The sequence below is a fragment of the Citrobacter sp. Cs237 genome (genome assembly GCF_030332325.1).
Classification (GTDB): domain Bacteria; phylum Pseudomonadota; class Gammaproteobacteria; order Enterobacterales; family Enterobacteriaceae; genus Citrobacter_A; species Citrobacter_A sedlakii.
The window spans coordinates 58,352-84,226 of the sequence record NZ_JAOWIB010000109.1; the positions used below are offsets into that span (position 1 = coordinate 58,352).

22 protein-coding genes are annotated in these 25,875 nt (G+C 49.9%); 3 read left to right on the plus strand and 19 right to left on the minus strand.

Annotated elements, in window-relative coordinates; genetic code table 11:
• Positions 1-379: 379 nt before the first annotated feature.
• From OGY07_RS20355 to pdxR, 9 genes are all read right to left on the minus strand, one after another.
• The gene (locus OGY07_RS20355) at positions 380-871 is read right to left on the minus strand and encodes a FidL-like protein (protein WP_286602795.1); all 492 of its coding nucleotides are present in this window, start codon (positions 869-871) and stop codon (positions 380-382) included.
• Positions 872-874: 3 nt separating this feature from the next.
• A complete protein-coding gene (locus tag OGY07_RS20360; protein ID WP_286602796.1) occupies positions 875-1,768 on the minus strand; it encodes a winged helix-turn-helix domain-containing protein in 894 nt (297 codons plus the stop codon).
• Between the two features lie 216 nt (positions 1,769-1,984).
• On the minus strand, positions 1,985-3,136 hold the full coding sequence (locus tag OGY07_RS20365; RefSeq protein ID WP_286602798.1) for a fimbrial protein: 1,152 nt from the start codon (positions 3,134-3,136) through the stop codon (positions 1,985-1,987).
• Between the two features lie 69 nt (positions 3,137-3,205).
• On the minus strand, positions 3,206-4,300 hold the full coding sequence (locus tag OGY07_RS20370; RefSeq protein ID WP_286602800.1) for a fimbrial protein: 1,095 nt from the start codon (positions 4,298-4,300) through the stop codon (positions 3,206-3,208).
• A 53-nt stretch (positions 4,301-4,353) separates the two neighbouring features.
• Positions 4,354-6,756, minus strand: a complete 2,403-nt coding sequence (locus tag OGY07_RS20375; RefSeq protein WP_286602802.1) for a fimbria/pilus outer membrane usher protein — start codon at positions 6,754-6,756, stop codon at positions 4,354-4,356.
• A 98-nt stretch (positions 6,757-6,854) separates the two neighbouring features.
• Positions 6,855-7,562 (minus strand): fimbrial biogenesis chaperone, encoded by a 708-nt coding sequence (locus tag OGY07_RS20380; protein WP_286602804.1) that lies wholly within the window; start codon positions 7,560-7,562, stop codon positions 6,855-6,857.
• A gap of 54 nt (positions 7,563-7,616) precedes the next feature.
• Positions 7,617-8,147, minus strand: a complete 531-nt coding sequence (locus tag OGY07_RS20385) for a fimbrial protein (protein WP_286602806.1) — start codon at positions 8,145-8,147, stop codon at positions 7,617-7,619.
• Positions 8,148-8,179: 32 nt separating this feature from the next.
• Positions 8,180-8,776: a helix-turn-helix domain-containing protein gene (locus tag OGY07_RS20390; RefSeq protein ID WP_286602808.1), complete on the minus strand. Its 597-nt coding sequence runs from the start codon at positions 8,774-8,776 to the stop codon at positions 8,180-8,182.
• Between the two features lie 808 nt (positions 8,777-9,584).
• The gene (pdxR, locus tag OGY07_RS20395; protein WP_286602810.1) at positions 9,585-11,063 is read right to left on the minus strand and encodes a MocR-like pyridoxine biosynthesis transcription factor PdxR; all 1,479 of its coding nucleotides are present in this window, start codon (positions 11,061-11,063) and stop codon (positions 9,585-9,587) included.
• Between the two features lie 108 nt (positions 11,064-11,171).
• Here pdxR and OGY07_RS20400 point away from each other — a divergent pair, with 108 nt between their 5' ends.
• Together OGY07_RS20400 and tam are read left to right on the plus strand one after the other, a co-directional pair.
• Positions 11,172-11,903, plus strand: coding sequence for a GNAT family N-acetyltransferase (locus OGY07_RS20400; RefSeq protein WP_286602812.1), 732 nt, complete (start codon positions 11,172-11,174; stop codon positions 11,901-11,903).
• Between the two features lie 158 nt (positions 11,904-12,061).
• Positions 12,062-12,820, plus strand: a complete 759-nt coding sequence (tam, locus tag OGY07_RS20405) for a trans-aconitate 2-methyltransferase (RefSeq protein ID WP_286602814.1) — start codon at positions 12,062-12,064, stop codon at positions 12,818-12,820.
• A 44-nt stretch (positions 12,821-12,864) separates the two neighbouring features.
• Here the strand turns inward: tam and OGY07_RS20410 are convergent, their stop codons facing one another.
• The 8 genes from OGY07_RS20410 to sad form a co-directional block, all read right to left on the minus strand.
• Entirely contained in the window at positions 12,865-13,779 is a 915-nt protein-coding gene (locus tag OGY07_RS20410) for a bestrophin family protein (RefSeq protein WP_286602816.1), read from the minus strand.
• A 211-nt stretch (positions 13,780-13,990) separates the two neighbouring features.
• Positions 13,991-15,442, minus strand: a complete 1,452-nt coding sequence (locus OGY07_RS20415; protein WP_286602818.1) for a tagaturonate reductase — start codon at positions 15,440-15,442, stop codon at positions 13,991-13,993.
• A 106-nt stretch (positions 15,443-15,548) separates the two neighbouring features.
• Positions 15,549-16,076, minus strand: coding sequence for a GNAT family N-acetyltransferase (locus OGY07_RS20420; RefSeq protein ID WP_042282968.1), 528 nt, complete (start codon positions 16,074-16,076; stop codon positions 15,549-15,551).
• An 85-nt stretch (positions 16,077-16,161) separates the two neighbouring features.
• Positions 16,162-17,598: a GGDEF domain-containing protein gene (locus OGY07_RS20425; RefSeq protein ID WP_269535867.1), complete on the minus strand. Its 1,437-nt coding sequence runs from the start codon at positions 17,596-17,598 to the stop codon at positions 16,162-16,164.
• A 180-nt stretch (positions 17,599-17,778) separates the two neighbouring features.
• A complete protein-coding gene (locus tag OGY07_RS20430) occupies positions 17,779-18,138 on the minus strand; it encodes a DUF4186 domain-containing protein (protein WP_042282964.1) in 360 nt (119 codons plus the stop codon).
• Entirely contained in the window at positions 18,138-19,064 is a 927-nt protein-coding gene (gene glsB, locus OGY07_RS20435; RefSeq protein ID WP_286602822.1) for a glutaminase B, read from the minus strand. The genes OGY07_RS20430 and glsB overlap by 1 nt, the downstream gene beginning before the upstream one ends.
• A gap of 63 nt (positions 19,065-19,127) precedes the next feature.
• On the minus strand, positions 19,128-20,705 hold the full coding sequence (locus tag OGY07_RS20440) for a methyl-accepting chemotaxis protein (RefSeq protein ID WP_211935760.1): 1,578 nt from the start codon (positions 20,703-20,705) through the stop codon (positions 19,128-19,130).
• 148 nt (positions 20,706-20,853) lie between these two features.
• Positions 20,854-22,242, minus strand: coding sequence for a succinate-semialdehyde dehydrogenase (gene sad / locus OGY07_RS20445; protein ID WP_286602825.1), 1,389 nt, complete (start codon positions 22,240-22,242; stop codon positions 20,854-20,856).
• Between the two features lie 99 nt (positions 22,243-22,341).
• Here sad and ptrR point away from each other — a divergent pair, with 99 nt between their 5' ends.
• Positions 22,342-23,211, plus strand: coding sequence for a putrescine utilization regulator PtrR (gene ptrR / locus OGY07_RS20450; RefSeq protein WP_286602827.1), 870 nt, complete (start codon positions 22,342-22,344; stop codon positions 23,209-23,211).
• On the opposite strand, the gene OGY07_RS20455 is transcribed toward ptrR, so the two are convergent.
• Both OGY07_RS20455 and OGY07_RS20460 read right to left on the minus strand, forming a co-directional pair.
• Complete coding sequence (locus tag OGY07_RS20455; protein ID WP_286602829.1) at positions 23,208-24,425, minus strand: MFS transporter; 1,218 nt, start codon at positions 24,423-24,425, stop codon at positions 23,208-23,210. The genes ptrR and OGY07_RS20455 overlap by 4 nt on opposite strands.
• A 170-nt stretch (positions 24,426-24,595) precedes the next feature.
• The gene (locus OGY07_RS20460) at positions 24,596-25,732 is read right to left on the minus strand and encodes an alpha/beta hydrolase (RefSeq protein WP_199957276.1); all 1,137 of its coding nucleotides are present in this window, start codon (positions 25,730-25,732) and stop codon (positions 24,596-24,598) included.
• Between the last annotated feature and the right edge of the window lie 143 nt (positions 25,733-25,875).

Below are 25,875 nucleotides of genomic sequence, written 5' to 3' on the forward strand. Positions count from 1 at the left end.
TGTAGAGTTTTTTTTAACATGCACCAATCCAAGCGCGTTAACACGTCTTTTAACAAGCTCTGATTGATTTAACATAATATACATTATGCGCACCAAGGTTGTAGTGGCTAAATTGAGATGTCCGTCTCTGGCCAAATGCGCTACAGTCTCACGGCAGCGATCACTGCTTCCAAAGGATGAGACTCATGACGGCATACGGAACGGAGCTTTTCTCAATGAACGATGTAAACCGACTCAGGATCTTTCAGGACGTTATCGACCGTCGTCTTACCACACGGCTTCCAGCCACCTGTTTAGTGATGGTAATTTTCCTGTTATACAGGATCAAAACCTTGTGCCATGGAGACTTCTGAATGGATGACATCCGATTGTCATTGATTCACGTTTTCGCACATATAAAGAGCGGCTCATTTATTGAACTAATCACATGGGCATCCTGAGAAAGAGGTTTGATAAACAGCATCATTTTTTCCGTTCCCTGTTTTACCGCTGGAATAACTCTTCTGAATTCATTCTCACTTGCATTATCGGCAACTCCTTTTACTGTCCTGATTTTCTCAAGAAGATACTCCTTCACTTTACCAGACTGCTTCACTTTATAATCAAAAAAAATATACCTGTTTGTTCTTATATTATCGCTTTCAGGTTTAATAAAACCATCCGCATGAAAATACCCGCTCCCGTCTTTATTTATATCTAATGTATAACGCCCCGTAAAATACATAGGCGTGTTTTTATTACCAAACCGGGTGATTTGCGTTGAACAATGTAAATCGGTGGCAATATCAATCGTTTTTATTGCATATATTGTCAGAGAGAATATAAACAGACAAAGAGACAAGCATAAAAATAACTGACTTTTCTGTATCATAACTCATATCCAGTTTTCATAATAATAGTTCTCACAATAGCCCACAGGATTCTTTCCGCGACTGGTGCACTGGGTTAATAAAGTTTTCCCAAGCCCTTTTTTTTTGATTCTGGAATGATTATAAAAAAAGAATTGGGTATTATTTGCACACCCAAGATCAAGATTTTTATTTACTGCCATAAAGTCACTGCTCATTTCCTGTACATAAGAAGGACGCACCTCTTCCAGAGCAACAACATGACACCCTGACACTGGCAACTTACTGTAAATAATCTCATTATCTTTTGTATGCTCCTGAAGATACAGCATCAGTAACAACGAAAACGAAAAAAGTATAATAAACAGACTTAGAACATAACAACGGGCCGATGAAGATGGAATCAAATTATGGTATATATATTTCCAGCAAAACCTGTTACTTTGAGCTAATCTATATTTCTTAATTGTAACCTTATGGGCTCTCAGTAAAAAACGCTGTTCTTCGGAAGGTTCGTTAACCACCCTTTTTAATCCCGGTGCTAATATTGCTCCATTCTCCGCCCGCCCCTCTGAAGCAACAGACGTAACGCTGATATCTGGATTTAACTGATATCCTTTTCGTGGTACAGTTATCACTATGTTAACCAGTCCCAGTTGACGAAATGACCGTCGTATGATACTCAGATATTGATTAAGGCTACTATAAGATCCCTGTTGCCCCTGTGCATCCCAGACTTTTTCAAGTAAAGTATTTCGTGAAATAACTCCCTGCTCTGTAAGAAGCGTTACCAGCAGAAGGCACGCTGTGCGCGTTAGCTGAATCATTTCGCCGTTATCTGAAATTAAATAACCCTCACCGGCATCAAACTGAATTTTTTGCTGTATAAGGTACTTCATTTGTAAGGTCTCATATTTCATTCGAAATGAATGTCGCCCTGCATTGTATAAAATGCAATCACTTGTTACTGGCGACAATAATCATTATCATTTTATCAATAGTGTTACCGGGTGTTTATTGACATACAGATATAGCGACAATATACCCTGATTATTGTGCGCTGTCATATTTATTGTTTTTTCTTTACAGTAAATATACATTAAAAATAGTTTGTGCAGAACTTCTGTACTTTGTTATCATCTGTAATTAACTGTTAAAATAACCACGCCGTTAGCTACTCCAGGGGTTATTCTCTTTTCTGTTTGTATATAACGCCCCCACAAAGGGATTGTAAAAGAATCCCCCTCCAAAATTCTCGCTCGCCATTCTTGATCAAAATCAAAAAAATCATTATATATATCTGAGTGCGCCAGCTGTATACCAACCCCCGTTGCAGACTGGCTGCCGGGCTGGATATTGATAATCCCTTTTTTTCTGTCAATAATCCCATTCTGTGGATTCAGTGATGCTATCCACTCATTTCTGACTAAATTTTTATCTAAGACTCTGCCTGTATTAGCGTACAGCTGTCTGGAATTCGCGGGGCCATAAAACGTATCACATCCGGTGAAACGAATGGAGGCATTACGCCATTCGGTTGCTTTATCAGGACCTTTAAAGTCATTGATATCCCACTTCCCCATTTGTACCTGAACGTCAGGCGTGGTGCATGTGGGTTTATTAATAGTCACCGTTCCAGTTAAAGTTATATAGGCTATGGGTACCATGGAGTCTTGTTGCCCGGCCAGGACAGTGAATTGTGGAAGAGAACTGGCGCGAAATATGCCTGGCTGTATTGCAGTATCGCCGTACTTAGCAAGACTGACACGCTCGAGTAATACATAAAAAAAATCTTTTGGCTGATTAAAAAAACATGTATCCGAATAAGGACAATATTTTAAATACGTCTTGTCTATTTGGGGAGAACGCAATGCCAGGCCTTTATATCCAATGTCATATAACATATTGGTTAAAGCCGGGTATGGTGTAGTATTCGGAAGTGAAGTTAATGATTTAGAGCTTCTCACTTCCCGAAAAAAATCACCTGGTTTATCGCAGGATATTTTGTGTGTAGAACTCCCCTCTAAAGTAACCACAAACGATATAAACTCCACTCCAGGGTCAGCATTATAGGGGGCTATGGAGGCACCCATGGTCATGTCACCATTTATTATGAACGGCGCTGCAGGCTTGCTATCACTTGTCTGCAACTGACATGCCGCCTTCCCGTCCATCATCCACAGGGAGCCTGATAATAACAATAATCCATTACATGCCTTTTTCATTTTCGCTTGAACTTTCTGTAATTTGGCAATATAACATTTTAAACTGTCAGTAAGGCCACTCATGCAGGAAATACCTCAGCTGTTGTCGCTTCTTTTCTGATATGGTTTGTACAAAATTTCTGTACTTTGTTATCATCTGTAAGTGAAGGTTATTGTCGCTCTTCCGTCAGCGATGCCGGGGGTTATGCTATTTTCTGTCTGAATATATCGTGCTAAAAACTGTATTCTAGGACGATCAGTTGGAGTAGGAATTTCGCTAGACCACTCCTGTTCAAAATCAATAACCTTTATCACCCCAAGCTTGTTCGTTGCTAACTGTATTCCCACTCCCGTTGCAGACTGGCTCCCGGGCTGAATATTGATAATACCTTTTTTTCTGTCAAAAAAACCATTCTGTGGATTCAGGGTTTTTACTAAGAACTGGGGACCCCAGGAATACTGCCGCCAGCCTGTATCAACGAATAAACTAATATATCCCGTTTTTTCGTAAAACATACCACATCCCTCAAGATAATAATTAACATATTGCCATTCTGTTGCTTTATCCGGACCTTTGAAATCATTGATATCCCATTTCCCCATTTGTACCTGAACATCAGGCGTGGTGCATGTGGGTTTAGTGATTGTAAAGGCTCCGGAAAAGGTTACATATCCTATAGGTATCATAGAGTCTGGTTGCCCGGCCAGGACAGTGAATTGTGGAAGTGAACTGCCATGAATAATACCTGGCTGTACTACTGCCGGTTTTGCTTTACTGCCATTTGCTACAAAAGCGGCCTGCAGATAAAATACTCTGTTCTCACCTTCTAAGTTATTAAAAACACATTCCTTCCCCTTACTTCCGATCCGATTACACTGAAGTAACCGAGGGGTATCTAATGTGAGAGGCACAAAAGCAACATCCTTAAGCTCTGTAGCATAATACCCGTCGTGTTCAGAAGGAAGCGGAATTAACGGTTTAGAGGTTTTATATTCTCTAAATATATAATCCTCCTTATCACAGGATATTTTGTGCGTATTTGCTCTTTCAAGATCAATTTGGATGAATCCGAGTTGCTCACCACTTTCATGATAAGTGGTAAAAGAAGCATTACCGGTTATATCAAGATTTGCCACAAATGGTGCTGCAGGCTTGCCATCTATTGTCTGTAACTGGCAGGCCGCCTCTCCGTCCATCATCCACAGGGAACCGGTTAATAGCAGTAACCCATTACATGCTCTTTTCATTTTCACTCCAGAGTTATGTCATAGCCGTATCATGTTTTATGCTGTTACGTCGGTTATGTGCGGTCATTCAGGCAGGACGTAACTCTGCTGATACTCGTTCCTTTTTTATTTACAGACGTTCCCTTATAAGTTAACCGGCACTGCTGCTCTTTCCCCGCACCCCATTTTATGGTCAACGTGTCCTCCGGCTTACTGACCAGAGCATATAACTGGCCTGACTGCCCGGTATACCCCACGATAATCCCTGCAGAGTCCGTCACTGTTGAACCAAACGGAACGGGCGTTCCGTCACCACGCCGGATCTCAAGCAACAGCGTATTTCCCACTTTTGTACCGAAATCCAGCTTTACAATTGAGCCCGAATACGGGGCCACTTTCTTACGGGTGGTGCTGAATTCAACGCCGTCTGCCGCATCTTTTGGATCAATATTCACATTATTAATCTGGTACGGCGTCAGGTTTGGAACCAGTGCATATCCGCGACTGTTAATGCTTACCCCGGGCAGGCCATTAACTGTTGCGCCTTCAGCACCCCGGGCCTCAACCAGAGCAAAAGTTTCACTCCTGTACGGTGATAAACTGATGCCATTTCTGTGTCCAACCAGAGTCCCGCTCAGGCCTGCTGAAATGCTCTGGTAATCTCTGCTATGGCTATAACCTGCCGACACTGATGTCCAGGAATTCCGGTAGCTGGAAGATAGTGTGCCGGCACTGTTGCCGTAAGGATCTCTCCGCGCATCCAGGCTATAGCTGAACTGTTGCGTATCGCCCAGATTTCCTGACAGGGAGAGCTGCTCACTGGTTCCTCCTGAATCCCGGCTTATGCTGCTCATCAGCCATGGGATTCGACGGTTATTCGTATTTCCCAGTGGCATGCTGAGACTCAGCATCCAGGCATTATTGAATCTGCCGGTATAATCCCTGGTCCGGGTTAAGGACAGCCCCCATGTCAGACTCCCCGTACTGACAGAATATCCAGCCTGATACTGCTGGTCATGCCCGGCTCTTCCCCAGTAATCCTGAACCGAGCCGCTTAAATAAAACTGACCCCAGTCACCTAACGTCTGGTTAAACGTTAATGTGGCCCGGTTTCGGGGACGGATACGTGTATCAGCCGGAACATTATAATCACGCAGATACATGGCATCCTGAACGCTGAAATACCCCTGCGTTGAGTAGCGGTAGGTTGCTAATGAAAAATTACTGCCGGTCTCTGGCAAATATTTACTGTATGTGAGCCGGTAACTCTGCCCCTGCTGATTGTCCCCCTGCTTCATATGCAGCCCACTTTGGGTGATATCAGCCGACACCGCGCCAATGCGGGTGCTGATGGCGACACCGGCCAGTAAGGCATAATATCCCGGGGCAAGCTGGGCACCTCCATAGCCTGTAAGGCTGTTTGTCATTCCCTGCTGCCATGTCAGCTCGGCAAAACCCGGTTTCGTTTTATAAAAGCCGCCCCGAAGGTAGCCGCCAGTAAAGCTGTAGCGCGAATTACCCGGGCGTAACAGCTGTGCAACCGCAGCATAGGGAACTTCAAACCGTTGCACTCGCCCGTCAGCCTCCTGAACGGTGACATCGAGTGTTCCGCCGTATCCTGTGGGATACAGATCGGCGATGACAAACGCCCCCGGGGTGACGGTCGTTTCGTATATAACCTGTCCATTCTGACGAACACTCACCAGGGCATTTGTCTGCGCGATTCCTCTGATCTCAGGCGCATAGCCGCGAAGTGACTGTGGTAACATGCGCTCATCACTGGTCAGTGACGCACCTGTAAACGATACAGTATCAAAAAGGTTTCCCGGGGTGCTGCTTTCCCCGATGATTAATCTGCCGTTAAGCGCCGGAATATCGCGTTGCAGGTATGTGTTAATTGCCTCATAAGACTGTTTACCGTTCTTATTCCTCTGATAGCTGCCATTGTGCCGGAGATACCATGCACCTGTATTGATGCCGGAATTAAGTGTTCCAAATACCTGCTGATAATTCGTACCGTACGATTTGTTCGCCCAGAACCCCAGGTTATATCCCAGCATTGCGGCAGTAATACCGCTGTCCCACTCTGACGGAGGAACAGTCCCTGCCGGAATATTGCGGACCATAATTTGCGGCAAAGTCAGATCCAGACGCTGACGGCTGCTGTCATAATCCCTTGACGCCTCCGGAATACGTACCTGTAAGTCCTGGCAGTGGGTTTCAGTCGCAGGTTTCAGTACCCCTTCTGCAAGCGGCAACGAGAGTAAAATGTTCTCAGGAACACAGATAAACATTCCACCGTCGGGTCTGTCCTTAAATATAATCTTGTCGGTAATAATAAACTTTCCATTTAACCAGACATCAACGTCATATTCACCTGGTAAAAATGAGGCACCCTTATTGAAACGGGAGAGATCTATTTGAGCCGGATCCTTCAGCCTGAGAAACTCAGGATCAAATTCCACGATGTCAGCCATATTCGCCATAACACTACAGGGTAACAGTAATGCACCGCATGCTAGACTTATAGTAAACAGGCATGTCTGGTTACGGGGATGCATTTTCCTCTCCTCTGTTATTTGCCTGTATATTCCCGGATGGCGCCATAATCATTGACGCTGTACCATCTGGTGACGTTGCCGGCCTGACCGGGTGCGGTGGTGAAGGCCCGGGTACTGTATGGCGAAACAGTATCTGCTTCAGTCACAAACCTTTTCCCCTGAGCCGAGGTTTCAACCTCAACCAGTGATACATGCCAGGGACTATCATTCGTGGCAATTAACTGGTTTCCACGTACCTGCCAGCGCAAATGTTGTGCCGCTTCTTCAGGGGAACCCTGTAAATTTTCTGGCCGGAAGAACAGTTTGATGCGCGAGCGAAAGGCCATCTGGAGCAAATTACTGTCTGTACGCTCCTGTACTTTGGGTGGGATCTCCAGGGCGTTGAACCACAATAATGACTCTCTGTCTTTTGGTAATTCACTGCCGGCATAACGGATGCGAATGGACTGGCTTTTGCCGGGATCAAGCCGGTTAACCGGCGGTGTCAGCACGAAAGGAACTTTAATGGTATCCGGTAATTCATCTATTTTTCCGCTGTCGATCCAGGTCTGCAACAATACGGGACCCCGCCCCTGATTGCTGATTTGCACAGTGACCTCTCTCTCTTTAGCCGGATAAATAATTCTGGTTGCCGAAATTACCGTTGCCGATCTGACTGGCGGAGCCAGGCACACTGAAATACATAAAAAAACTGGTAACAGAAATGCATATCCATATTTCATTCGCTTTCCCCGGGCAATTCTGATATGCGGGTATAAATACCCGCATGCTGATAATTATTTATACTGAATACTGTAAGTAACTGCAGTTTGTACCGTGCCGGGGTCCGATTTTCCGGTTGCATAATAACGAGAAATATAAGGAACCAGAGCTGAACCGCCAGCAACATCCACATAGCCTGCATTATTGATTTGTTCAGGACTACCAATGTTTATGACTGAACTATTTTTAGTGACATCCAGCAACTGGATATCAACATTTTTAGCGCTTCCGGTATTGGTAAGGCGGCCATTGGTATTGACATTGGTTCCTGCCTCAAAAAACGCAGAAGCTGTTTTCAGTATCCCCGTACAATTACTTAATGAAATGTAAAAAGCCGTATCACCGGCGGTTTTTGCATCTGCATCCAGATTTGCGGCAGAGATAGTGGGCATAGTAATCGTTGCGCTTGGACCATTACCGTCAATATCAACGTCACAGGTGCTGGCTGTTATTTCACCCGTAAAAGTTATTGTTCCGGTACTGGCGCTGACGCCAAATGAAAATGTTGTAGCGATAAGTAATGAAAGTATTGATAACTTATGCATAATTAAATCCTATCTTAAATCAAAATATATATTCATCTGCATATATTGACAGGGGGAATTCTAAGTTCCTCAATGTCCCTGAAGAGCAACAGAAACCTGTTATTGACCTTTTCCATTCCAATTTTCAACTTTGCTGTCCTCTTGAGGTTAAGTACTGTGTCTGTTTTAATGTTCAGTAAGCGCGCAATAAAATTTGCGTGGCAACCCGCACTCAACAGCCTGAGTACGTTAACTTCAGTTAAGGATAAATCATTGAGTGTCCTCCTTAGTTTATTGTGACGAATAACATAATCGATATCATCAATAATACTTTCAAGTGGTGATGTTGACGACAGAATCCCGACAGACCGTCCTCCTGATATATTATACTTTTTATTATCAATGATAAGGCAGAGCCCTGTCCTTTTCATTCTGATGATTTTTATTACTGATTTTAATAAGCGCGCGCAGGAAACAGCGATAACCAGTACATCATGTGGTTTTAATTCAGATAATATCCTTGCGGATTCTGATAATATGCAGGGTAACACCACCACCGTTCTTTGCTCGCGCCTTAAAAGCGAGGACAGACCTGATGAAAGAAAGTTATCGTCACTCAGGACATATGTCATCGTTGTCGTTGTCGTCATCGTCTTACTCTTCCAGCCTGATCGTGTGGTTCCCGCTTCTTAAGCCCGGTTGTTATTATGCCAGCAACAAACCAATCCGGAACAAAATACTTAAAAAATAGGCAAAAACAAACATAAACACCAAATGTGGTTGTTTCGTAATCTTATTTTTAGTTGTTATATCTATAAGTTAGATGGCGATAATCGGTTTTACCTGGAAGGAGGGACGCTGTATTCAGACCGTTTTTATTAAAAGACATGTAAGTGCGGAAATAGTGAATAGTAACAAAGGAAAATATACATGTGAGGCAACCATGAGAAGCGTTAAATGGCGGTGGTATAATACTCTATCTCGAATGAAGCATTTCAGGCGTAAGCGCTGATATTAATTTATGTGATAAGGTATACTCATGTTCTGAGAGTCTGCGTTCTTGGCTATTTCACTGAAAGTCTATAATCTGTTGTTTTCTATTCAAACAACAGAGTATTCATGACTCCCTATGCCTAATGAACAGTTAGAAATTTTTCAGCTTTCTGGCCCTACTCTTCTTCAAGTTATTGGGTTTGTGATTCATTTGTAACTCATACCTGAAGGGAAATCCTTCCTGAAATTGATATTTTCATTTCTGAACATCATACTTACCAGCAAAAATTTTTATGTTTAAGCATAAGTTTATATCTGGATAAATATCTTCATCCATTATATAAATATCAATGTTGTCAGTGCCTGGGGAGGTGTGGTTTTCCCTCTGAAACTTAATCAGACTTCTGGAGTTTTTCAAATTCTGAGTGCAAAAAAATAATGGTATTCTAGGGCCTTAACTTTCGTTTATACGGCTGAGCTGAAGCGACGTTCCTGTTTGCTTAGGGCTGCCAGCACACTAACAGCCTCTGGGATAACCTCCGCTGGCGTATTTCCATAGCCGATAACCAACCCTGCGGCGGCATCGTTGCTGACGCTGTATGAAGAAAAGGCCTGAACACCTATGCCATGCTGTCGTGCGAGTGAGACAATTTTCTTATCGTCGGTGCCAGGTGCAAGCAAAAGCGTCAGATGCATACCTGATTTCCCGCCAAGCACTTGTTCCGGTGAAAAATGTTCTGTCAGGGCCTGCCGCAAGATCCGCTGACGCTCACGGTAAAGTCGGCGCATACGGCCCAGGTGACGACCAAACTCACCACTTTTCATAAAGTCTGCCAGGGCAAGTTGCTGAAGCTGCTGACCACTGCGCATAATTTCATTCAGCACCGTGCTGGCCTGCTTCATCACGTTCGGCGGAAATACCACATAACCGAGCTTTAGCGACGGAAACATTGTCTTACTGAACGAGCCGATATAAAAAAACACAGGTGCGTCTTCCGTAAGGCCCTGCATGCTGGCAATTGGGCCACCGGAGTGCCTGAAGTCGCCGTCATAGTCATCTTCAATTAGCCAGGCGTTCTTCCTGGCTGCTTGTGTAATCAGCGACAGCCTTCGTGAAACAGATAAGACGGCGCCGGTGGGATACTGATGAGCAGGTGTAAGGTAGATAAGTTTTGGCGCACGGTTCTGCCAGGCATCCTCCGGTATACATACCCCTTCCCCATCCACCTTCATCATTTCCATGTGCAGATTACCTGCAGAAAATGCCGCTTTAGCGCCCCGGTAGCCAGGTTCCTCCATCCAGACCGTGTCTCCCGGATCTGTGAGCAGGGTCACGCAGAGTTCCAGCGCCTGCCTGGCACCTTCTGTAATGACGATCCGGTGCGGATCGCAGCGGACTCCTCGCGCAACATGAAGATGCGTCGCTATAGCGTCACGCAAGGCGTACTCGCCAGTTGGAGCGCCATAACCCAGCATGCGAGGCATAAACTGCCGGTTTGCCCGCTCGATGGCGCGACGCCAGACAGTAATCGGAAATTCTTTTATCGCGGGCATACCGGGAGATAGCAACGCATCAGACTCCGGTTGCAATGGATTAGTGATAAAGGGAGTCAGACGGGTAGCAAGCTGAACAGTACCGGGTCTGGATTGCATTGGTGCAGTGGCCTTACTGGCCAGGCCGGATACAGGCGCCACGCGCGTGCCCTGCCTGTCAGCCAGAATATACCCTTCAGCCGCAAGGTGCTCATAGACATTCACCACGGTGTTTCGCGATATGCCGAGCTCTTTCGCCAGCGCGCGGGAGGACATCAGCCTGGTGTCTGCAGGCAAGTAACCGCTCAGTATCGCCTGCTGTATACGTTCGGTCAGTTGCTTCTGTAGGGATACCGGCCTGCCGTCCGGGCTGATGGCATCTGGCTTCAGGGGCTCGGTAATATCAAACATGTATCGTGGACCTGTAAAAAATAGATCTTGTGGACCTTTCAAGAGTACCACAAGAACGTCATGATCCCGCGACGGTAACATTTATTGGTTGAGGAGCAGACAATAGTCATGACACAGAGACTAAATACTTTTAATCAACCGGTAGGCGTGGAGCTTACGGGTTGGAAAGGTGCCATTTTCCCTGACGAAAGACGCCTTGAAGGACGCTACTGCCGACATGAGCGCATCAACACCGCCCGCCATGCGGCAGAGCTTTATGCGGCCTACCGCGAAGCGCCTGACTGGCGTGACTGGACCTATCTTCCTTCAGGGCCTTTTGAAACGTTTGATTCTTATCGCGCTTATTTGCTGAATATTGAAAAAAAGACGGATCCGATGCATTACGCCGTGATTGATTCCACCAGTGGCAAGGCGGTGGGTACGGTTGCCCTTATGCGGATTGACGCTTACAACGGTGTAATCGAGATAGGCAGCGTGACGTATTCACGACACATGCAGCGCACGCGCATTTCTACCGAGGTGATGGCGCTTTTTTTGCGCCACGTGTTTAAGGATCTCGGCTACCGTCGATTTGAGTGGAAATGTGACTCGCTGAATGCCCCGTCCCGGGCGGCTGCGGAGCGTTTTGGCTTCCGGTTTGAAGGTATTTTCCGGCAGGCGTTGGTTTACCACGGACGTAACCGTGATACTGCCTGGTACTCAGTCATTGACAGCGAATACCCTGCGCTGCGCGTTGCCTATGAAAAGTGGCTCGCACCCACCAGTTTCGATGAAAATGGATGCCAGCGGGAAAAGCTCAGCCAGCTTATTAATGAGGCACGCGCTAGGGATAGCGTCTGAAAATTTTTCAGATCATCTCTTTCTGTCAACTTAACGCCGATTATTTTTAACAAGCGTATAAAATTACAGAATGAAGGGCTGACAATTTCAGATAAAGGTCCAGGGTTTAAGTGTAGGAACAAACATCAATCACTCATCTCATCTACAGGAGACTGCCAATGTCCGACTGGAATCCTTCGCTCTATATGCAATATGGCGCTGAACGTTCGCGGCCTGCGGCAGAACTGTTGACGAGAGTAATGCATGAGCACGTCCAGTCAGTTGTCGATTTAGGATGTGGACCGGGCAATAGCACCGCTCTACTTCGCCATCGCTGGCCAGAAGCCGGGATCGTTGGCGTGGATAGCTCACCGTCGATGCTGAACGAAGCGCGAAAAGCGTTGCCGGATTGTCAGTTTATCGAAGCCGATATCCGCGACTTTCATGCTGCCACAGCGCCTGATGTGCTGTATGCCAACGCTTCGCTTCAGTGGATCGACGATCACTACACGCTGTTCCCCCGCCTCGTTTCTTTGCTTAATTCACATGGCGTCCTGGCCGTGCAAATGCCCGATAATACGCTGGAGCCATCGCATGTTCTGATGCGCGAAGTGGCTTATGAGCAAAATTATCCCAACCGCGGACGCGAACCGCTTCCTGGCGTTCACGCTTATTACGATATCCTAAGCGAAGCCGGTTGCGAGGTGGATATCTGGCGCACAACCTACTACCACCAAATGCCATCCCATCAGGCGATAATCGACTGGGTCAGTGCGACCGGGCTGCGGCCCTGGTTACAGGATCTTAATGAGCCAGCGCAAAAACGCTATCTTGCCCGCTATCACGCGCTGTTACAGGAGCAGTACCAGCTTCAGGAAGATGGGCAGATACTGCTGGCATTCCCACGATTGTTCATGGTCGCCCGTCGCCTGACATAACGATCGAGCGCGCGCCGCGTTTAACAACGATACAGCCAGGAAGGTTATGTCAGTTGATAGTGCTTGTCCGGAACGTGCTTCGCCGGAATGGCTGTTTCATTGTTCATTTGAAGCAGATCGATCTCGATGGCATTACAGATAGCATCAAGCGGCAAGTCGTTGTTTTCCGTACCGAACGGATCTTCCAGTTCTTCCGCCAGCGCATCCAGGGAGATAAAGGTATAGGAGATCAGTACCGAGATAAACGGCGTCATGTAATGCAGGTCAACAACCAGCGCAAACGGTAGCATGATGCAAAACAGGTACACCGTGCGATGCAGGATCAACGTATACGCAAATGGCACCGGCGTATTGGCGATTCTCTCGCATCCTGCCAGCACCGCTGACATATCGTTTAACCGATTGTTTGAACTGTGAAATAATATATCAGACAAACGTCCGTCGCGCCGACGAACAGCCAGCCACTCCCCCATCAGCAGCAGAATGCGGTTTGCCGGAGAGTGCGCGGCGAAGACCTGTTTCAGATCTTCCCCGTTGAGGTATTTCGCCAGAGGTTCGGCCTGCGGTTTTCGCCGCAGCGTCATGCGCAAACAATGGGCAAAGGCAATTTGCAGGCGAACAAATTCTCCAGACTGCGTGTCGTCCGGGAGCGTGGTTTTGACTTCCCGCAACAGCGACCGTGAGGCAATCATTAACTGTCCCCACAGTTGTCTCGCTTCGACGTAACGTGCGTAGCAGGCGTTGTTGCGAAACCCTAAAAATATCGCGATGGCCACACCAAGGATGCTGAACGGCGCAAGCGTGAACTTGATACCGAGCATGGTGTACCACGGAAGCATGATGATAACAGCGATGGAAAGCAGGAAATTCAGCAGTAAACGGGAAGAGATTTTAGCTAAAACGGAGCCATGCCAGACGAATATCAGGCGTAGCCAATGCTGTTGAGGACGAACAATCATGACGGTTTTCAGAAAAGAAGCGAATCCCGTTATTAAACGTGATCTGGATCAAACTTACAACTTTCTTGAAACGGGCCCTGATATATCTGTCAGACTGTTAACGGCTCAGGAGTCACAGATCGACAGGTATAAAAATAGATTGTATGTTGTAACTAATGAGCATAAACAATAAACCCGGCCTTCGCCGGGTCAATCTTATCGCACACTTATTTTAGCATAGCGGTTTTACCGCTTCGCGCATGCCTTTGCTCAGGATGTTGTCGAGATCGCTGGTCACCTGCTCCACCAGTCCAGGGACATTGGTCAGGTCCTGCTCCCAGTGTTCCTCTGCGGCCAGAACGGCGCTAACCAGTTGCTGCGTACTCACTTGGCGATCGCCATGCTGGCTCCAGAGCTGCTGGAAACGGGTGATCCAGTGCGCGTCATCCTGCACCGGATACGCTTCACCGCCACGTTCCCCGCGGTAGAAGGCAATCAGCGCGGCTAAAGCAAACGTCAAACGCGCCGGTAATTTACCGTTGGCCCTCTGCCCTGCCAGCAGTTGCGGAAGAATACGGGTGCGGAATTTCGTCATGCCGTTCAGAGCGATCGACAGTAACTGATGCTTAATGTACGGGTTACGGAAACGTCCGGTGACCGCGCTGGCGAACGATTCCAGCTCATCACGCGGCAAATCAAGCACTGGAATGATTTCCTGATAGACAGCCTTTTCCACAAAAGCGCAGATGTCGCTATCATTCATCGCCTCGCCGACCGTATCCAGACCCGCCTGGAACGCGACCGGAACCAGCGCGGTGTGCGCGCCGTTCAGAATGGCTACCTTACGCTCTTTATAAGGCTTGATATCATCGACGATCAAAACATTCAGCGGGTATTTGTCGAGGCGTAGCTCGGAAGCCAGGGTCTTCGGTCCCTGGATAACAAACAGGTAGAAATGCTCGGCGGTATCCAGGAAGCCATCGTGATAACCCAGTTCTGCTTCCAGTTGTGCCACTTCATCTCGTGGGTAACCCGTAACAATACGGTCCACCAGCGTCGAGCAAAACACATTAGCCTCATCCAGCCAGGTAACAAAGGCCGCCGGCAGTGACCATTCCTGCGCATAGCGCAGCACCAGTTCACGCAGCGCGTCGCCGTTATAGTCGATCAGCTCACAAGGAATAATAATCCAGCCTTTATCCTGCGCGCCGTTGAAATGACTAAAGCGCTCAAACAACAGGCGCGTCAGCTTCGCCGGATAGCTCACCGCCGGGGCATCATCGAACTTATCGCCCGCATGGTAGCTGATGCCCGCTTCGGTGGTGTTAGAGAAGACAAAACGCATGTCCGGGTTGTGCGCCAGCTTCAGGAACGCATCGTACTCACCATAAACACTGATCTCACGGTTCACTGAACGAATCAAACGCGCATCGCTGACGGCCTCGCCCTGCTCATTCAAGCCGCGAATGATTGTTGTATAAAGCCCATCCTGCGTGCTGAGCGATGGCGGGAAAGCGCTGTCGATGGGACGGACAATCACCACACCGGCGTTCAGATCGGTATGTTCATTGAGCAGATCGATCTGCCAGTCAACAAAGGCGCGCAGAAAGTTACCTTCACCAAACTGAATGATGCGTTCAGGATAGTGGGCACCGGGAAAATCGCTACGGTTTAGAGTTTTCACAATGGGTTCCCTTTCGATTAGTCATACAACCTGATTAAATTGGTAGAACAGGTTAGCAAAACTTTACGCCAGTAAAACCCCGTTTTGATCAAGTGATAGCGATAAATCAAAGCGCTTTGTAGAAAACTGTGGTGCCGGTCAGCGTTCCATCAGGCATTAGCGCATAATCAGGTATCACACCCGCTTTTTGCCACCCGCACGAGTGGTAGAACAACTCGGCGTCGCTACCGGTGGCGGTGTCCAGCACCAGTTGTGTTTTACGCTGTTCCCGTGCGCACGTTTCAAGCGCCTGCATCAGATGGCGGGCCAGTCCCTGCCGCCGCGCCGAAGAGTGAACGAGCAGTTTAGCGACATCCGCCCGATGAGGCTGGTTTTCGGGTTGCCGGGTAATAAGCTGCACGGTGCCGACAATCACGCCCTGCTGATTTTCAATAACGAGAACCTGTCGCTCGCCTCTGCCCACGCTTTGGGCGACATCGTTCCAGAAAACATTCGCTTTTTGCCGATCGAAGGGGGAAAGAAAACTGACCGACGCGCCGCGATTGACGCAGTCAGTCAGAAGATCACTGAGTTCATCCTGTCGCGCGAGAAGCGTCTCAGCGCTCAATAACATACAGGGGGGTAATGGCATTATAAGGGCTCCTTGAGTAGACCTTGATACCATGCACTTAACATTGTGATAACACAACATGCCGGTCATAGCAGTTTGTTATGACGTCTTACGCCAGATCGCTTTCCGACAGTATCGCCAGGTCAGCCTGGCGAGCGCTGGTACGATTACGCCCCTCTCTCTTCGAGCGGTAAAGACACTCATCCGCTTCCACCATCAGCGTGTTGAAAAGCTCCGTCAGCGTGCGTCCTGCCACCCTGCCGTTCCCCAGACCAATACTGACCGTCAGATAGACGCTTTGCTGTTGCCAGTTGAAAGGTTGTAGCGCTACGGCTTTACGGAGAGTTTCAGCGATACGCATTCCTTCTTCAGGATGCAGTGTCGGCATGACCACAGCAAATTCTTCGCCGCCCATGCGGGCAATGAGTCCTTTGCCGCCAACAATTTTTTGCAGTTGTTGAGCAAACACCCGCAGCACCCGATCGCCACATTCATGACCGTGGCTGTCATTGATGCTCTTGAAGAAATCGATGTCCAGAAGCATAACGGTAAAATGCTGCGTTGCTGGCGCATCCTGCCGCTTCAGCGCCTCGTAAAGGCCCGAGCGCGAGTAAACCTGAGTCAGAAAATCAAAATCGGCGCGTAAAGAAACCTGCTTCATCAGGGAATTAATTGCCGCTACGCTAACTGAAACCATAATGGGGCAAATGGCCATGGTGGCAATCCCCAGCCTCGCGGAAAACATTTGCGGGATCGAGAATGGCGACGCAACGGCGATATCGATAATTGAATTTGCCACCAGCACGATTTCCACCGCACCGGTAATAAAAGTTAACAGACAGGTCACCTGAGGCGTATAGCGTACGGCGCACCAGATAAGCGCAGGAAGGGGAAAGGCAAGGCTCCCTGCTCCGCCAATGATCACCGAGGCCAACACCGAGACGATCAGCGCGATAACCGGCATCATCTGTTCCGGCTTGAAGCGTGTAACGACGCCCGGCATGCCGAGAGTCAACATACAGGGGATAATTAACACGCCCGTTGAAAATTGCTCGCTAAACCAGTCAGCAAACAACGGCCAGAAAGAAAGACGATCAATGCCTACCGATCCTGTCGCGCCGACCAGGGCACAGATCAATGCGGCGATCAGACAGTAATTAAATAAGCGTAAAGCGCTAATCGGCTGATATTTATTTTTCCCCAGTCGTTTATCACGAATGACCAGTTGGGCGACAATAACAATAAACACCATATTGGAGAGATTAATCACCAACGACACCCAACCCCATTGCGTGGTGAGCGCATCATAGCCAAGCATCGCAACATAACTTACCGCGTAATAATGCAGTCGGTTTAACCAGACGAAGCGAGCAAAAATCCCGGCCAGTACGCCATTTAGCGGCCAGAACAGCGACAGTTCATGAATCAGGCGCAGCTCTGCGCCGATAAAATAGAACAGTGTGGTGAACGCAAATACCGCGACCGCATTACGCAGTGGACGATCTTCCTGAAACAGGCGGAAAGAAGGAATGGGAAGTGATTGCATTAACTCTCTGTCCATATCACTGCCGGGGGCAATTATCTCTGCGGCGTAATGGTAATCTTTTGAGAATAGCATGAATTATTCTCAAAGATAGTCATTACCGGCAGCGTTAACCTGTTATTTTCCCGGCTGGAATAAAATAAACCGTGGCAATTTTACGGTTTTACACTACGCCGTTAATTATCAGGTTTTATTCATTTGAATAACCAGCCAGTGATGAATAACCGCAACAATATAACGTTGTTGCTCTTCAGTCAGCGCGTCGCCTTGCGGGATCGCATGCCATTTAGCAAGACAGCCGCGACAGCAGGTCGCCGTGGCATGCTGGGCAATAAAAACGGGATGGCCGCGCATCGGGGTTTGTTTGCCGTCGTTCAGCGGAATGGCGGGCGCAAGTCGTTTTGCCACAAAGTCTGCGGCGTGCTGGTCAATAACCTCTGCGCCTTTATCCCAGCAGTACTGCCGCTCTTTCGGCCCGAGACGAAAACGGGAGCGAAACGTTGAACGGGAAAGTCGTGCAAACAGGGAATCAAATGTATTCATCAGTACACCGAACGACCTAACCGCTTTGTCAGTTGCTCCAGCGCGGCGATGCCCGCCAGCGAATTACCGGTCGGGTCCAGCTCAGGACTCCAGACGGCTATTGCCATTTCGTGGGGAACGATCGCCACGATCCCGCCGCCGACGCCCGACTTCGCCGGTAGACCGACGCGCCAGGCAAATTCGCCGGCGTTCTGATACATTCCACTGGTCGCCATCAGCGCATTGATCTGCCGGGCCTGTAAAGGCGTCACCACCGGTTCATCAAGGTGAAACGCCTTTCCCTGATTTGCAAGAAAGACAAAGGTCCGCGCGAGCTCAACGCAATTCATCTTTAGCGCGCAGTAATGGAAGTAATTTTGCAGCACCGTCGTGACGTCATGATGGAAGTTACCGAAGGACTTCATCAGCCAGGCGATAGCGGCGTTACGGGCGGAATGCTCGAATTCAGAACGAGCGACCACCGTATCGTAACCGACGTCCGAAACGCCGCTCAGCGCACGGACAATTTCCAGCATGCGCTGACGCGGCGCGCTCAGCCGCCCCTGTAACATATCGCAGACCACCAGCGCGCCCGCGTTGATAAACGGATTGCGCGGGATCCCCTGCTCCATCTCCAGTTGCACCAGCGAGTTAAACGGCGAACCGGAAGGATCTTTTCCAACGCGCTGCCAGATCTCATCTTCCGCATAGTGGCGCATCGCGACCACCAGACTGAGCACCTTAGAGATAGATTGAATCGAAAAGCGTTCAGTCGCGTCCCCCGCCTGCCAGCGCTGACCGTCAACGGTACAAATCGCAATGCCCAGCCGGGCGCCGTCAACGGAGGCGAGCGCAGGGATGTAGTCAGCCACTTTTCCCTGGCCGATCAGTGGACGAACCTCAGCCAGAATGGTCTCTAAAATTGAATTGTCCAGGGCGATTACCACCGTCTGCTCCTTGCCTGCCAGTCAGAAAAGGCCTGGGAGTATAGCAGAGCGAAATGTGTCACGTCAGGCCGGAAGGCGAAATCGCGCCACGGCGTTGATCAACTGATGTGACTCCGCATGCAATTGCTGTGAGGATGCCGACGCGGTATCCACCAGCTCCCGCGTATCGCTCGCCGCCCGGTTAAGCGCCTGCAACTGACGCGTCATCTCATGAATGCGGCTACCCTGATGCAGCGTGGCGGTAGAAATATCCTTTAACGACGCGCCCAGGTTATCCACCAGAGCCATCACCTGCTGAAGGTTTTTTTCCAGATGGTTTACCGCATCGGAACCCTCTTCAATCCCCTCCAGCGAATGATGGATCAGCGCCTGGATATCCTGCGTTGACTGACTGCTCTTACGCGCCAGCAACCCCACTTCCCTGGCGACGACCGCAAAGCCTCGCCCCTGCTCCCCGGCATGTGCCGCCTCAATTGCCGCATTCAGCGCCAGAATATTGGTCTGGAACGCAACGTTATCGATAAGCGCGACAATCCCGCGCATTTCTGAAGAGCGATCGACAATCGCCTGCATCGAACGGTTGACCGTATCCATCATTCTGTCGCCGCCGGCAGCAATCGTCCGCGCGTCTTCCGCGCGCTGATTTGCCCGCTGCGCGATCCCGCTGTTATCTTCAACGTGATTTTCCAGTACAGACACCTGCGCCGTGACGTTGTTCAGTTCTTCGCTTTGCCGGGCGGACTGCTGGTACAGCCGCTGATTGTTCTGCGCCAGTCGATCAATGTTATCCGCCATTGCCGCCGTCGCATCGCTCACCTGTTGAACAAGCTCGCGAAGTCCCTGCTGCATTGCGCCAATACGTTTCGAAAGCTGTGACACTTCACGATTAAACTGCGGCACCGCGGGTACTGTCAGAGAAAGATCGCCTGCCGCCAGAATATTAATATGCCCGATAAGCTGACGCAGCGGCGTTATAACCCAGCGTGACATTCCCCACCACACGGCCACCGCAATCACCAGCAGCATGACAGGCAGCGCCCAGAACAGGCGCTGAAGGTTAAGCAAGCGATCAAGCAACTGCTGGCGTCCTTGCTCTCTCGCTTGTGCGTTAACCTTTTGCACCCGACTATAGTTTTCATTGAAATCGGCCTGGAATGCCTGTACCGGCACCGCAAAGAAGGCATCGATCGATTGTGTTTCGCTTAATCCCTCCACCTGCTCCGCTATCCCGCCGCTGAAGCGCTGATAGCTTTCCACCAAACCGGTATCCGCACGCGGATCCATCTTTCGCCAGGCGTCCCACGCCGCGCCGGACTGCTGAAGCGCCAGCCTTGCCTCATCAATAAGCGCTTGCCAGCTTCCTTCTGAGCCTGTCGCGGCATCCTGCATAAAGTACACTCCCGCGCGGTTAAGCAGGTCGCTTGCCGTCAGCAACGCGATACGCGACGCCTCCAGCGTTGCCTGCTGGCGTAGCGCCAGTTGATTGTGCTGTTCGTTCTCCCGCGCCTGACTGACGGAAAATGACAGCATCAGCGTGGAAGTCACCTGCAGCACGCTGAATAGCGCAATAATGCAAAAAATGCCGGTAAGCAGGCCAAACTGACGGCGGACAACACGGCGTAAAATTTGAGTTAAGTTCATAATATTCTTCAGTATCAACACGTTACACGCGAGTCTACGAAGCGTAAATGACAAAACTATGGCAGAAATATGACAGGTCGAATTGGATTACGCAGACGCCGGGTAGGCAGTGCTACCCGGCTGAGACAGGTTAGCTAACGCAGCGGGATTAAACGCGGTTCTTCCACACCGTCTGGACGTTGCAAAACTCATGCAGGCCAAAGTGAGAAAGCTCGCGACCAAAACCGCTCTTTTTCACGCCTCCAAACGCCACGCGGGCATCGCTGGCGCTGAAGCCATTAATAAAGACGCCGCCGCATTCAAGGCGAGCGGCCATTTCCCTGGCGCGAACCTCATCCGCCGTAAAAAGGGTCGCAGACAGGCCAAAATCGCTATCATTGGCCAGTTCCAGCGCGTGTTCAGCATTTTTCGCTACAGTAATGGCGGCAACCGGCCCGAACAATTCCTCACGGAACGCGGTCATTTCAGGCGTGACGTTAGCCAGCACCGTCACCGGGTAATAATTCCCCTTTCCGGCCATTTTCTCACCACCCAGCAGCAGTTGCGCCCCCTGCGCAAGCGAGGCCTGTACTTGCTCATGCAACTCGTCACGCAGATCGAAACGCGCCATCGGGCCAAGATCGTTGTGCTCGTCAAGCGGATTCCCCATTTTCAGCGCCGCGGCAGCGGCCACAAAACGTTCGGTAAACGTATCGGCAATCCCTTCTTCGATAATAAAACGTTTCGCTGCCGCGCAAACCTGCCCGGTATTCTGGTAACGTCCGGCCACAGCCGCTTTCACCGCCAAATCCAGATCGGCGTCGTTAAGGACAATAAACGGATCCGAACCGCCCAGTTCAAGTACACATTTTTTCAGCGCCGCCCCGGCCTGAGCGCCGATTGCCGCGCCGGCGCGAACGCTTCCCGTGACGGTCACAGCGGCAATTCGTCGGTCCTGGATGACAGCGCTGACGCCAGCGTTATCGGCGTTCAACCAGCCATAAACGCCCGTCGGGATCTCCGCTTCCGCAAACACTTGCGCGATGATTTGCGCGCAGCCCGTCACGCATGGCGCGGGTTTTAACAGGTAGCCATTCCCCGCCAGCAAAATCGGCACCGCCCCGCGCAGCACCTGCCAGAGCGGAAAGTTCCAGGGCATCACCGCCAGAATGGTGCCGAGCGGTCGGTACTCAATCACCGCCTGCTGATTTTCCACCAGCGTCGGCTCGGTCGCCAACATCGCCGGACCGTGCTCTGCATACCAGTCGCAAAGCGCCGCTGACTTAGCGACTTCGGCGCGCGCCTGTTTAACAGGTTTGCCCATTTCACGGGTAATGCACTGTGCCATTTCTTCACCATGGACACGCAGCGCCTGACCGAGATCACGCAGCTTTTGCGCGCGAAACGCCACACTGGTGCGCTTCCATGTCGCGAAGCCCTGCTCAGCAAGCGATAAAGCCCGCTCGATATCGTGCTGGCTGGCCCACGGTAACGCGGACAGCTGTTCGCCAGTATCGGGATTAACAGAAATGGCATGTGTTGCAGATGAAATCGTCACAGGGTTTCTCCATTGTTGGTTTTATCATCATCATGGACGCGTTTACTCTTTCCTTAAAATGAATAATATTGAGCAGGGTATTCACAAAATGAGAAAACTATGGACCTGACGCAACTGGAAATGTTTAACGCAGTGGCCGAAACGGGCAGTATCACGCAGGCTGCAGCCAGGGTGCATCGCGTGCCGTCGAACCTGACCACCCGGATACGCCAGCTTGAAGCCGATCTTGGCGTCGATCTGTTTATTCGCGAAAACCAGCGCCTGCGTCTTTCTCCCGCCGGGCATAACTTTTTGCGCTACAGTCAGCAGATCCTGGCGCTGGTCGACGAAGCGCGAATGGTAGTGGCAGGCGATGAACCGCAGGGCCTTTTTACCCTCGGTTCGCTGGAAAGCACCGCCGCGGTACGCATTCCGGCGACGCTGGCGGAATTTAACCAGCGTTACCCTAAAATTCAGTTCTCGCTGGCGACCGGCCCTTCCGGAAAAATGCTTGACGGCGTACTGGAAGGTCACCTTAACGCCGCGTTTATTGACGGTCCCGTTCCCCACCCGGGACTGGAAGGCATTCCTGTGTATAAGGAAGAAATGATGGTGGTCGCGCCACACGGTCATCCGCCGGTATCGCGCGCCAGCGATGTCAATGGAAGCAACCTGTTCGCCTTCCGCGCCAACTGCTCGTACCGTCGGCATTTCGAAAGCTGGTTTCACGACGACCAGGCCATGCCGGGCACAATCCATGAAATGGAGTCATATCACGGCATGCTGGCCTGCGTGATCGCCGGTGCAGGGATTGCGCTAATTCCCCGCAGTATGCTGGAAAGTATGCCCGGTCATCACCAGGTGGAGGCATGGTCGTTGCCAGAAGAGTGGCGGTGGCTTACCACCTGGCTGATATGGCGGCGCGGCGCCATGACGCGCCAGCTGGAGGCGTTCATCACGCTCCTGAAAGGGACATCAACGCCGGGTTAGGGGTCAGTTTGGTTAAGGTGATTCTTTGTATCTGTGTTTTGGCGGGATGTGAGAACTGTCATCACTCCCGCCCCAAGAAGTAACACTGCGCTCAGGAAAAAAGTACTTTTCCATCCCATACTGTCGAACACAAGCCCTCCGACCGTTGAGCCAAGCGCAATTGAGAGCTGGATGACAGCAACCATGAGACCACCACCCGCTTCAGCATCTTCGGGCAGCGTTCGCGCTATCCATGTCCACCATCCCGTGGGCGCTGCCGTTGCAAACATCCCCCACAGGCTTAGCAATAAGGCAACTGTCCACGGGCGTTGTCCGGTCAGAAGCAATAAGCCGACAATGATAGCCATAAGTAACGGAATGGTGATTAATGTCGGGTAAAACCTGGCATTGAGGAAGGTTGACACGAGCATGGTGCCGATAAAACCAGCCACGCCAATGGACAGCAAAATCAGGGAGAGACCGGAAGTATTAACTCCGGTCACGGTTTCCAGAAAAGGCCGCACGTAGGTAAACAGGGCAAACTGCCCAGTAAAGAACAGCCCACAGGCTAGCAGACCCACGGGTACAACAGAAACGCGGAACAGGCGCAGCACAGACCTCTGCGGTTTTTGTTCTTTCGCGCTTTCCATTGATGGCAGACTGACGCATTGCCAGATGAACGCGGCTATCGCAAGGGGGACAAGGCACAAAAAGGCGCCTCGCCAGCCGATGTTTGCCCCCAGGTAGCTACCAAGCGGTGCCGCCAAAACGGTAGCCAGCGCGTTTCCGCCGTTAAATATCGCCAGGGCGCGGGGAACCTGGTGGTACGGCACTAACCGAATCGCAGTTGCCGCCGACATTGACCAGAATCCGCCAATGACGATACCAATCATCCCCCTCCCCAGCATATAAATCGGATAACCGGGCGCCAGTGCAATAGTAATTCCTGATATGGCCATCAACACTGTCAGCCCCAGCAGAAGATATTTACGATTCATACCTCTGGCGAGGCGAGAAATCGTCAGGCTGGTAAGCACCGCCAGTGCGCCAGAGATGGCAATACCTTGCCCCACCACCCCCTCCGTAACATTCAGATCGCGGGCTATGGGCGTAAGCAGGCTGACTGGCATAAATTCAGATGCAATGAGCACAAAAACGCAGAGCGTCATAGCAAAGATACCGCCCCAGTAAGCATGTGGTTTTGAATATGACGATGCAGGATTTAATACAGACATTATTAACTTCTCTTTATCACGTTCCGGGTAAATTCAGGCTCAGTAGGTATGGCGTTATTCAAGGAATAACGCCATCAAACGAGAGTGAAAGATGACATATTATTTTGAGTATCAGTCAGTTAAAAACCATCCGCCTATAGCGGATGGCCCGGCAACGTGTGCTCAGTGGATTATCTTAAGTTGGTCTTAAAGAACTGTTCAAATTTAGCAAATGGGATCTTACCCGCAGCGTTGTCGTATAAATCTACATGGTTTGCATTCGGAATAATCACCAGTTCTTTCTCTTTGCTGCCGATAGCCTTAAAGGCATCTTCCGCAAAATAGCGTGAATGGGCTTTTTCGCCGGTCACGATGAGTGTCGGGATAGTCACTTCATTGGCGTAACTCAGCAGTGGCATATTCATAAACGACAGAGGCATTGTCGCATTCCATGCGCCGGTTGAATTGACCGAACGCTCATGGAAACCACGCGGCATGCGGTAATAATCAAAGAATTCTTTTAAAACCGGGTTCGGATTAGCAGGCAAGGTTTCCGGCAAAATACGCTCAGAAGTGGTTGCCTGGCCCTTCTCGTCGACATAAATATCATGTCCGCCGGGAGCGACAGTGCCGTTTTCGGCGTCTTTCCAGCGCTGGGCATTCAGATACTGCAATACGGTACGACGATCGGCGGTCGTGTAGCGGTCTTTACCCTCCCCCACGCCATGCCCCATCGCGCGGCTCATGTCATACATAACGCTGGTCGCCACGGCCTTAACGCGGGTATCCATCGCGGCATCATTTAAGGCCATGCCGCCCCAGCCGCAAATCCCTAGCAGGCCGATACGGTTGCGATCCACCTCTTTTTGCAGCCCCAGGAAATCAACCGCCGCGCTAAAATCCTCGGTGTTGATATCCGGCGACGCGACGTTACGCGGTTGGCCGCCGCTTTCGCCCGTATATGAAGGGTCGAAAGCCAGAGTAATAAATCCCTTTTCAGCCAACGTCTGAGCGTACAGGCCACTGGATTGCTCTTTGACCGCACCGAAAGGTCCGCTTATGGCAATAGCTGCCAGCTTACGCTCGCCGCGCTCTTTCGGCACGTAAAGGTCCCCAACTAAAGTGATCCCGTAGCGGTTCTGAAAGGTCACCTTACGGTGATCGACCTTGGTACTTTCGGCAAAGGTTTTATCCCACGTATTGATAAGCGAAACGGGGCTGTTAGGGTTGGATGTGTCAGCATAACTCATCGTCGTTACTCCACTTAATGACGCACATAGCAGCATGGCGGGGATCGTGGCCGTTAGTTTTTTGGTGAAAATGGTCATCAAAATACTCCTGAAAACGTTTTAGAAAACAGGTTTCATACGGACAACTCTGCTGTGCTTTGTTGCAATGCGAATATTATAATCAGCATAATTAGTGCTGATTAGAGGTTAAAAATTGCTAAAATTAATACCATATTGTTATG

Excerpts from the sequence above, each read along its gene's own strand:
- OGY07_RS20425 (WP_269535867.1), bottom strand. The coding sequence starts at position 17,598 with ATGCAATCACTTCCCATTCCTTCTTTCCGCCTGTTTCAGGAAGATCGT.
- OGY07_RS20355 (WP_286602795.1), bottom strand. The coding sequence starts at position 871 with ATGATACAGAAAAGTCAGTTATTTTTATGCTTGTCTCTTTGTCTGTTT.
- OGY07_RS20370 (WP_286602800.1), bottom strand. The coding sequence starts at position 4,300 with ATGAAAAGAGCATGTAATGGGTTACTGCTATTAACCGGTTCCCTGTGG.
- OGY07_RS20440 (WP_211935760.1), bottom strand. The coding sequence starts at position 20,705 with ATGAACTTAACTCAAATTTTACGCCGTGTTGTCCGCCGTCAGTTTGGC.
- OGY07_RS20455 (WP_286602829.1), bottom strand. The coding sequence starts at position 24,425 with ATGTCTGTATTAAATCCTGCATCGTCATATTCAAAACCACATGCTTAC.
- OGY07_RS20380 (WP_286602804.1), bottom strand. The coding sequence starts at position 7,562 with ATGAAATATGGATATGCATTTCTGTTACCAGTTTTTTTATGTATTTCA.
- OGY07_RS20460 (WP_199957276.1), bottom strand. The coding sequence starts at position 25,732 with ATGACCATTTTCACCAAAAAACTAACGGCCACGATCCCCGCCATGCTG.
- OGY07_RS20375 (WP_286602802.1), bottom strand. The coding sequence starts at position 6,756 with ATGGCTGACATCGTGGAATTTGATCCTGAGTTTCTCAGGCTGAAGGAT.
- OGY07_RS20400 (WP_286602812.1), top strand. The coding sequence starts at position 11,172 with ATGACACAGAGACTAAATACTTTTAATCAACCGGTAGGCGTGGAGCTT.
- ptrR (WP_286602827.1), top strand. The coding sequence starts at position 22,342 with ATGGACCTGACGCAACTGGAAATGTTTAACGCAGTGGCCGAAACGGGC.
- tam (WP_286602814.1), top strand. The coding sequence starts at position 12,062 with ATGTCCGACTGGAATCCTTCGCTCTATATGCAATATGGCGCTGAACGT.
- OGY07_RS20360 (WP_286602796.1), bottom strand. The coding sequence starts at position 1,768 with ATGAAATATGAGACCTTACAAATGAAGTACCTTATACAGCAAAAAATT.
- OGY07_RS20410 (WP_286602816.1), bottom strand. The coding sequence starts at position 13,779 with ATGATTGTTCGTCCTCAACAGCATTGGCTACGCCTGATATTCGTCTGG.
- pdxR (WP_286602810.1), bottom strand. The coding sequence starts at position 11,063 with ATGTTTGATATTACCGAGCCCCTGAAGCCAGATGCCATCAGCCCGGAC.
- OGY07_RS20365 (WP_286602798.1), bottom strand. The coding sequence starts at position 3,136 with ATGAGTGGCCTTACTGACAGTTTAAAATGTTATATTGCCAAATTACAG.
- OGY07_RS20430 (WP_042282964.1), bottom strand. The coding sequence starts at position 18,138 with ATGAATACATTTGATTCCCTGTTTGCACGACTTTCCCGTTCAACGTTT.
- OGY07_RS20385 (WP_286602806.1), bottom strand. The coding sequence starts at position 8,147 with ATGCATAAGTTATCAATACTTTCATTACTTATCGCTACAACATTTTCA.
- OGY07_RS20390 (WP_286602808.1), bottom strand. The coding sequence starts at position 8,776 with ATGACGACAACGACAACGATGACATATGTCCTGAGTGACGATAACTTT.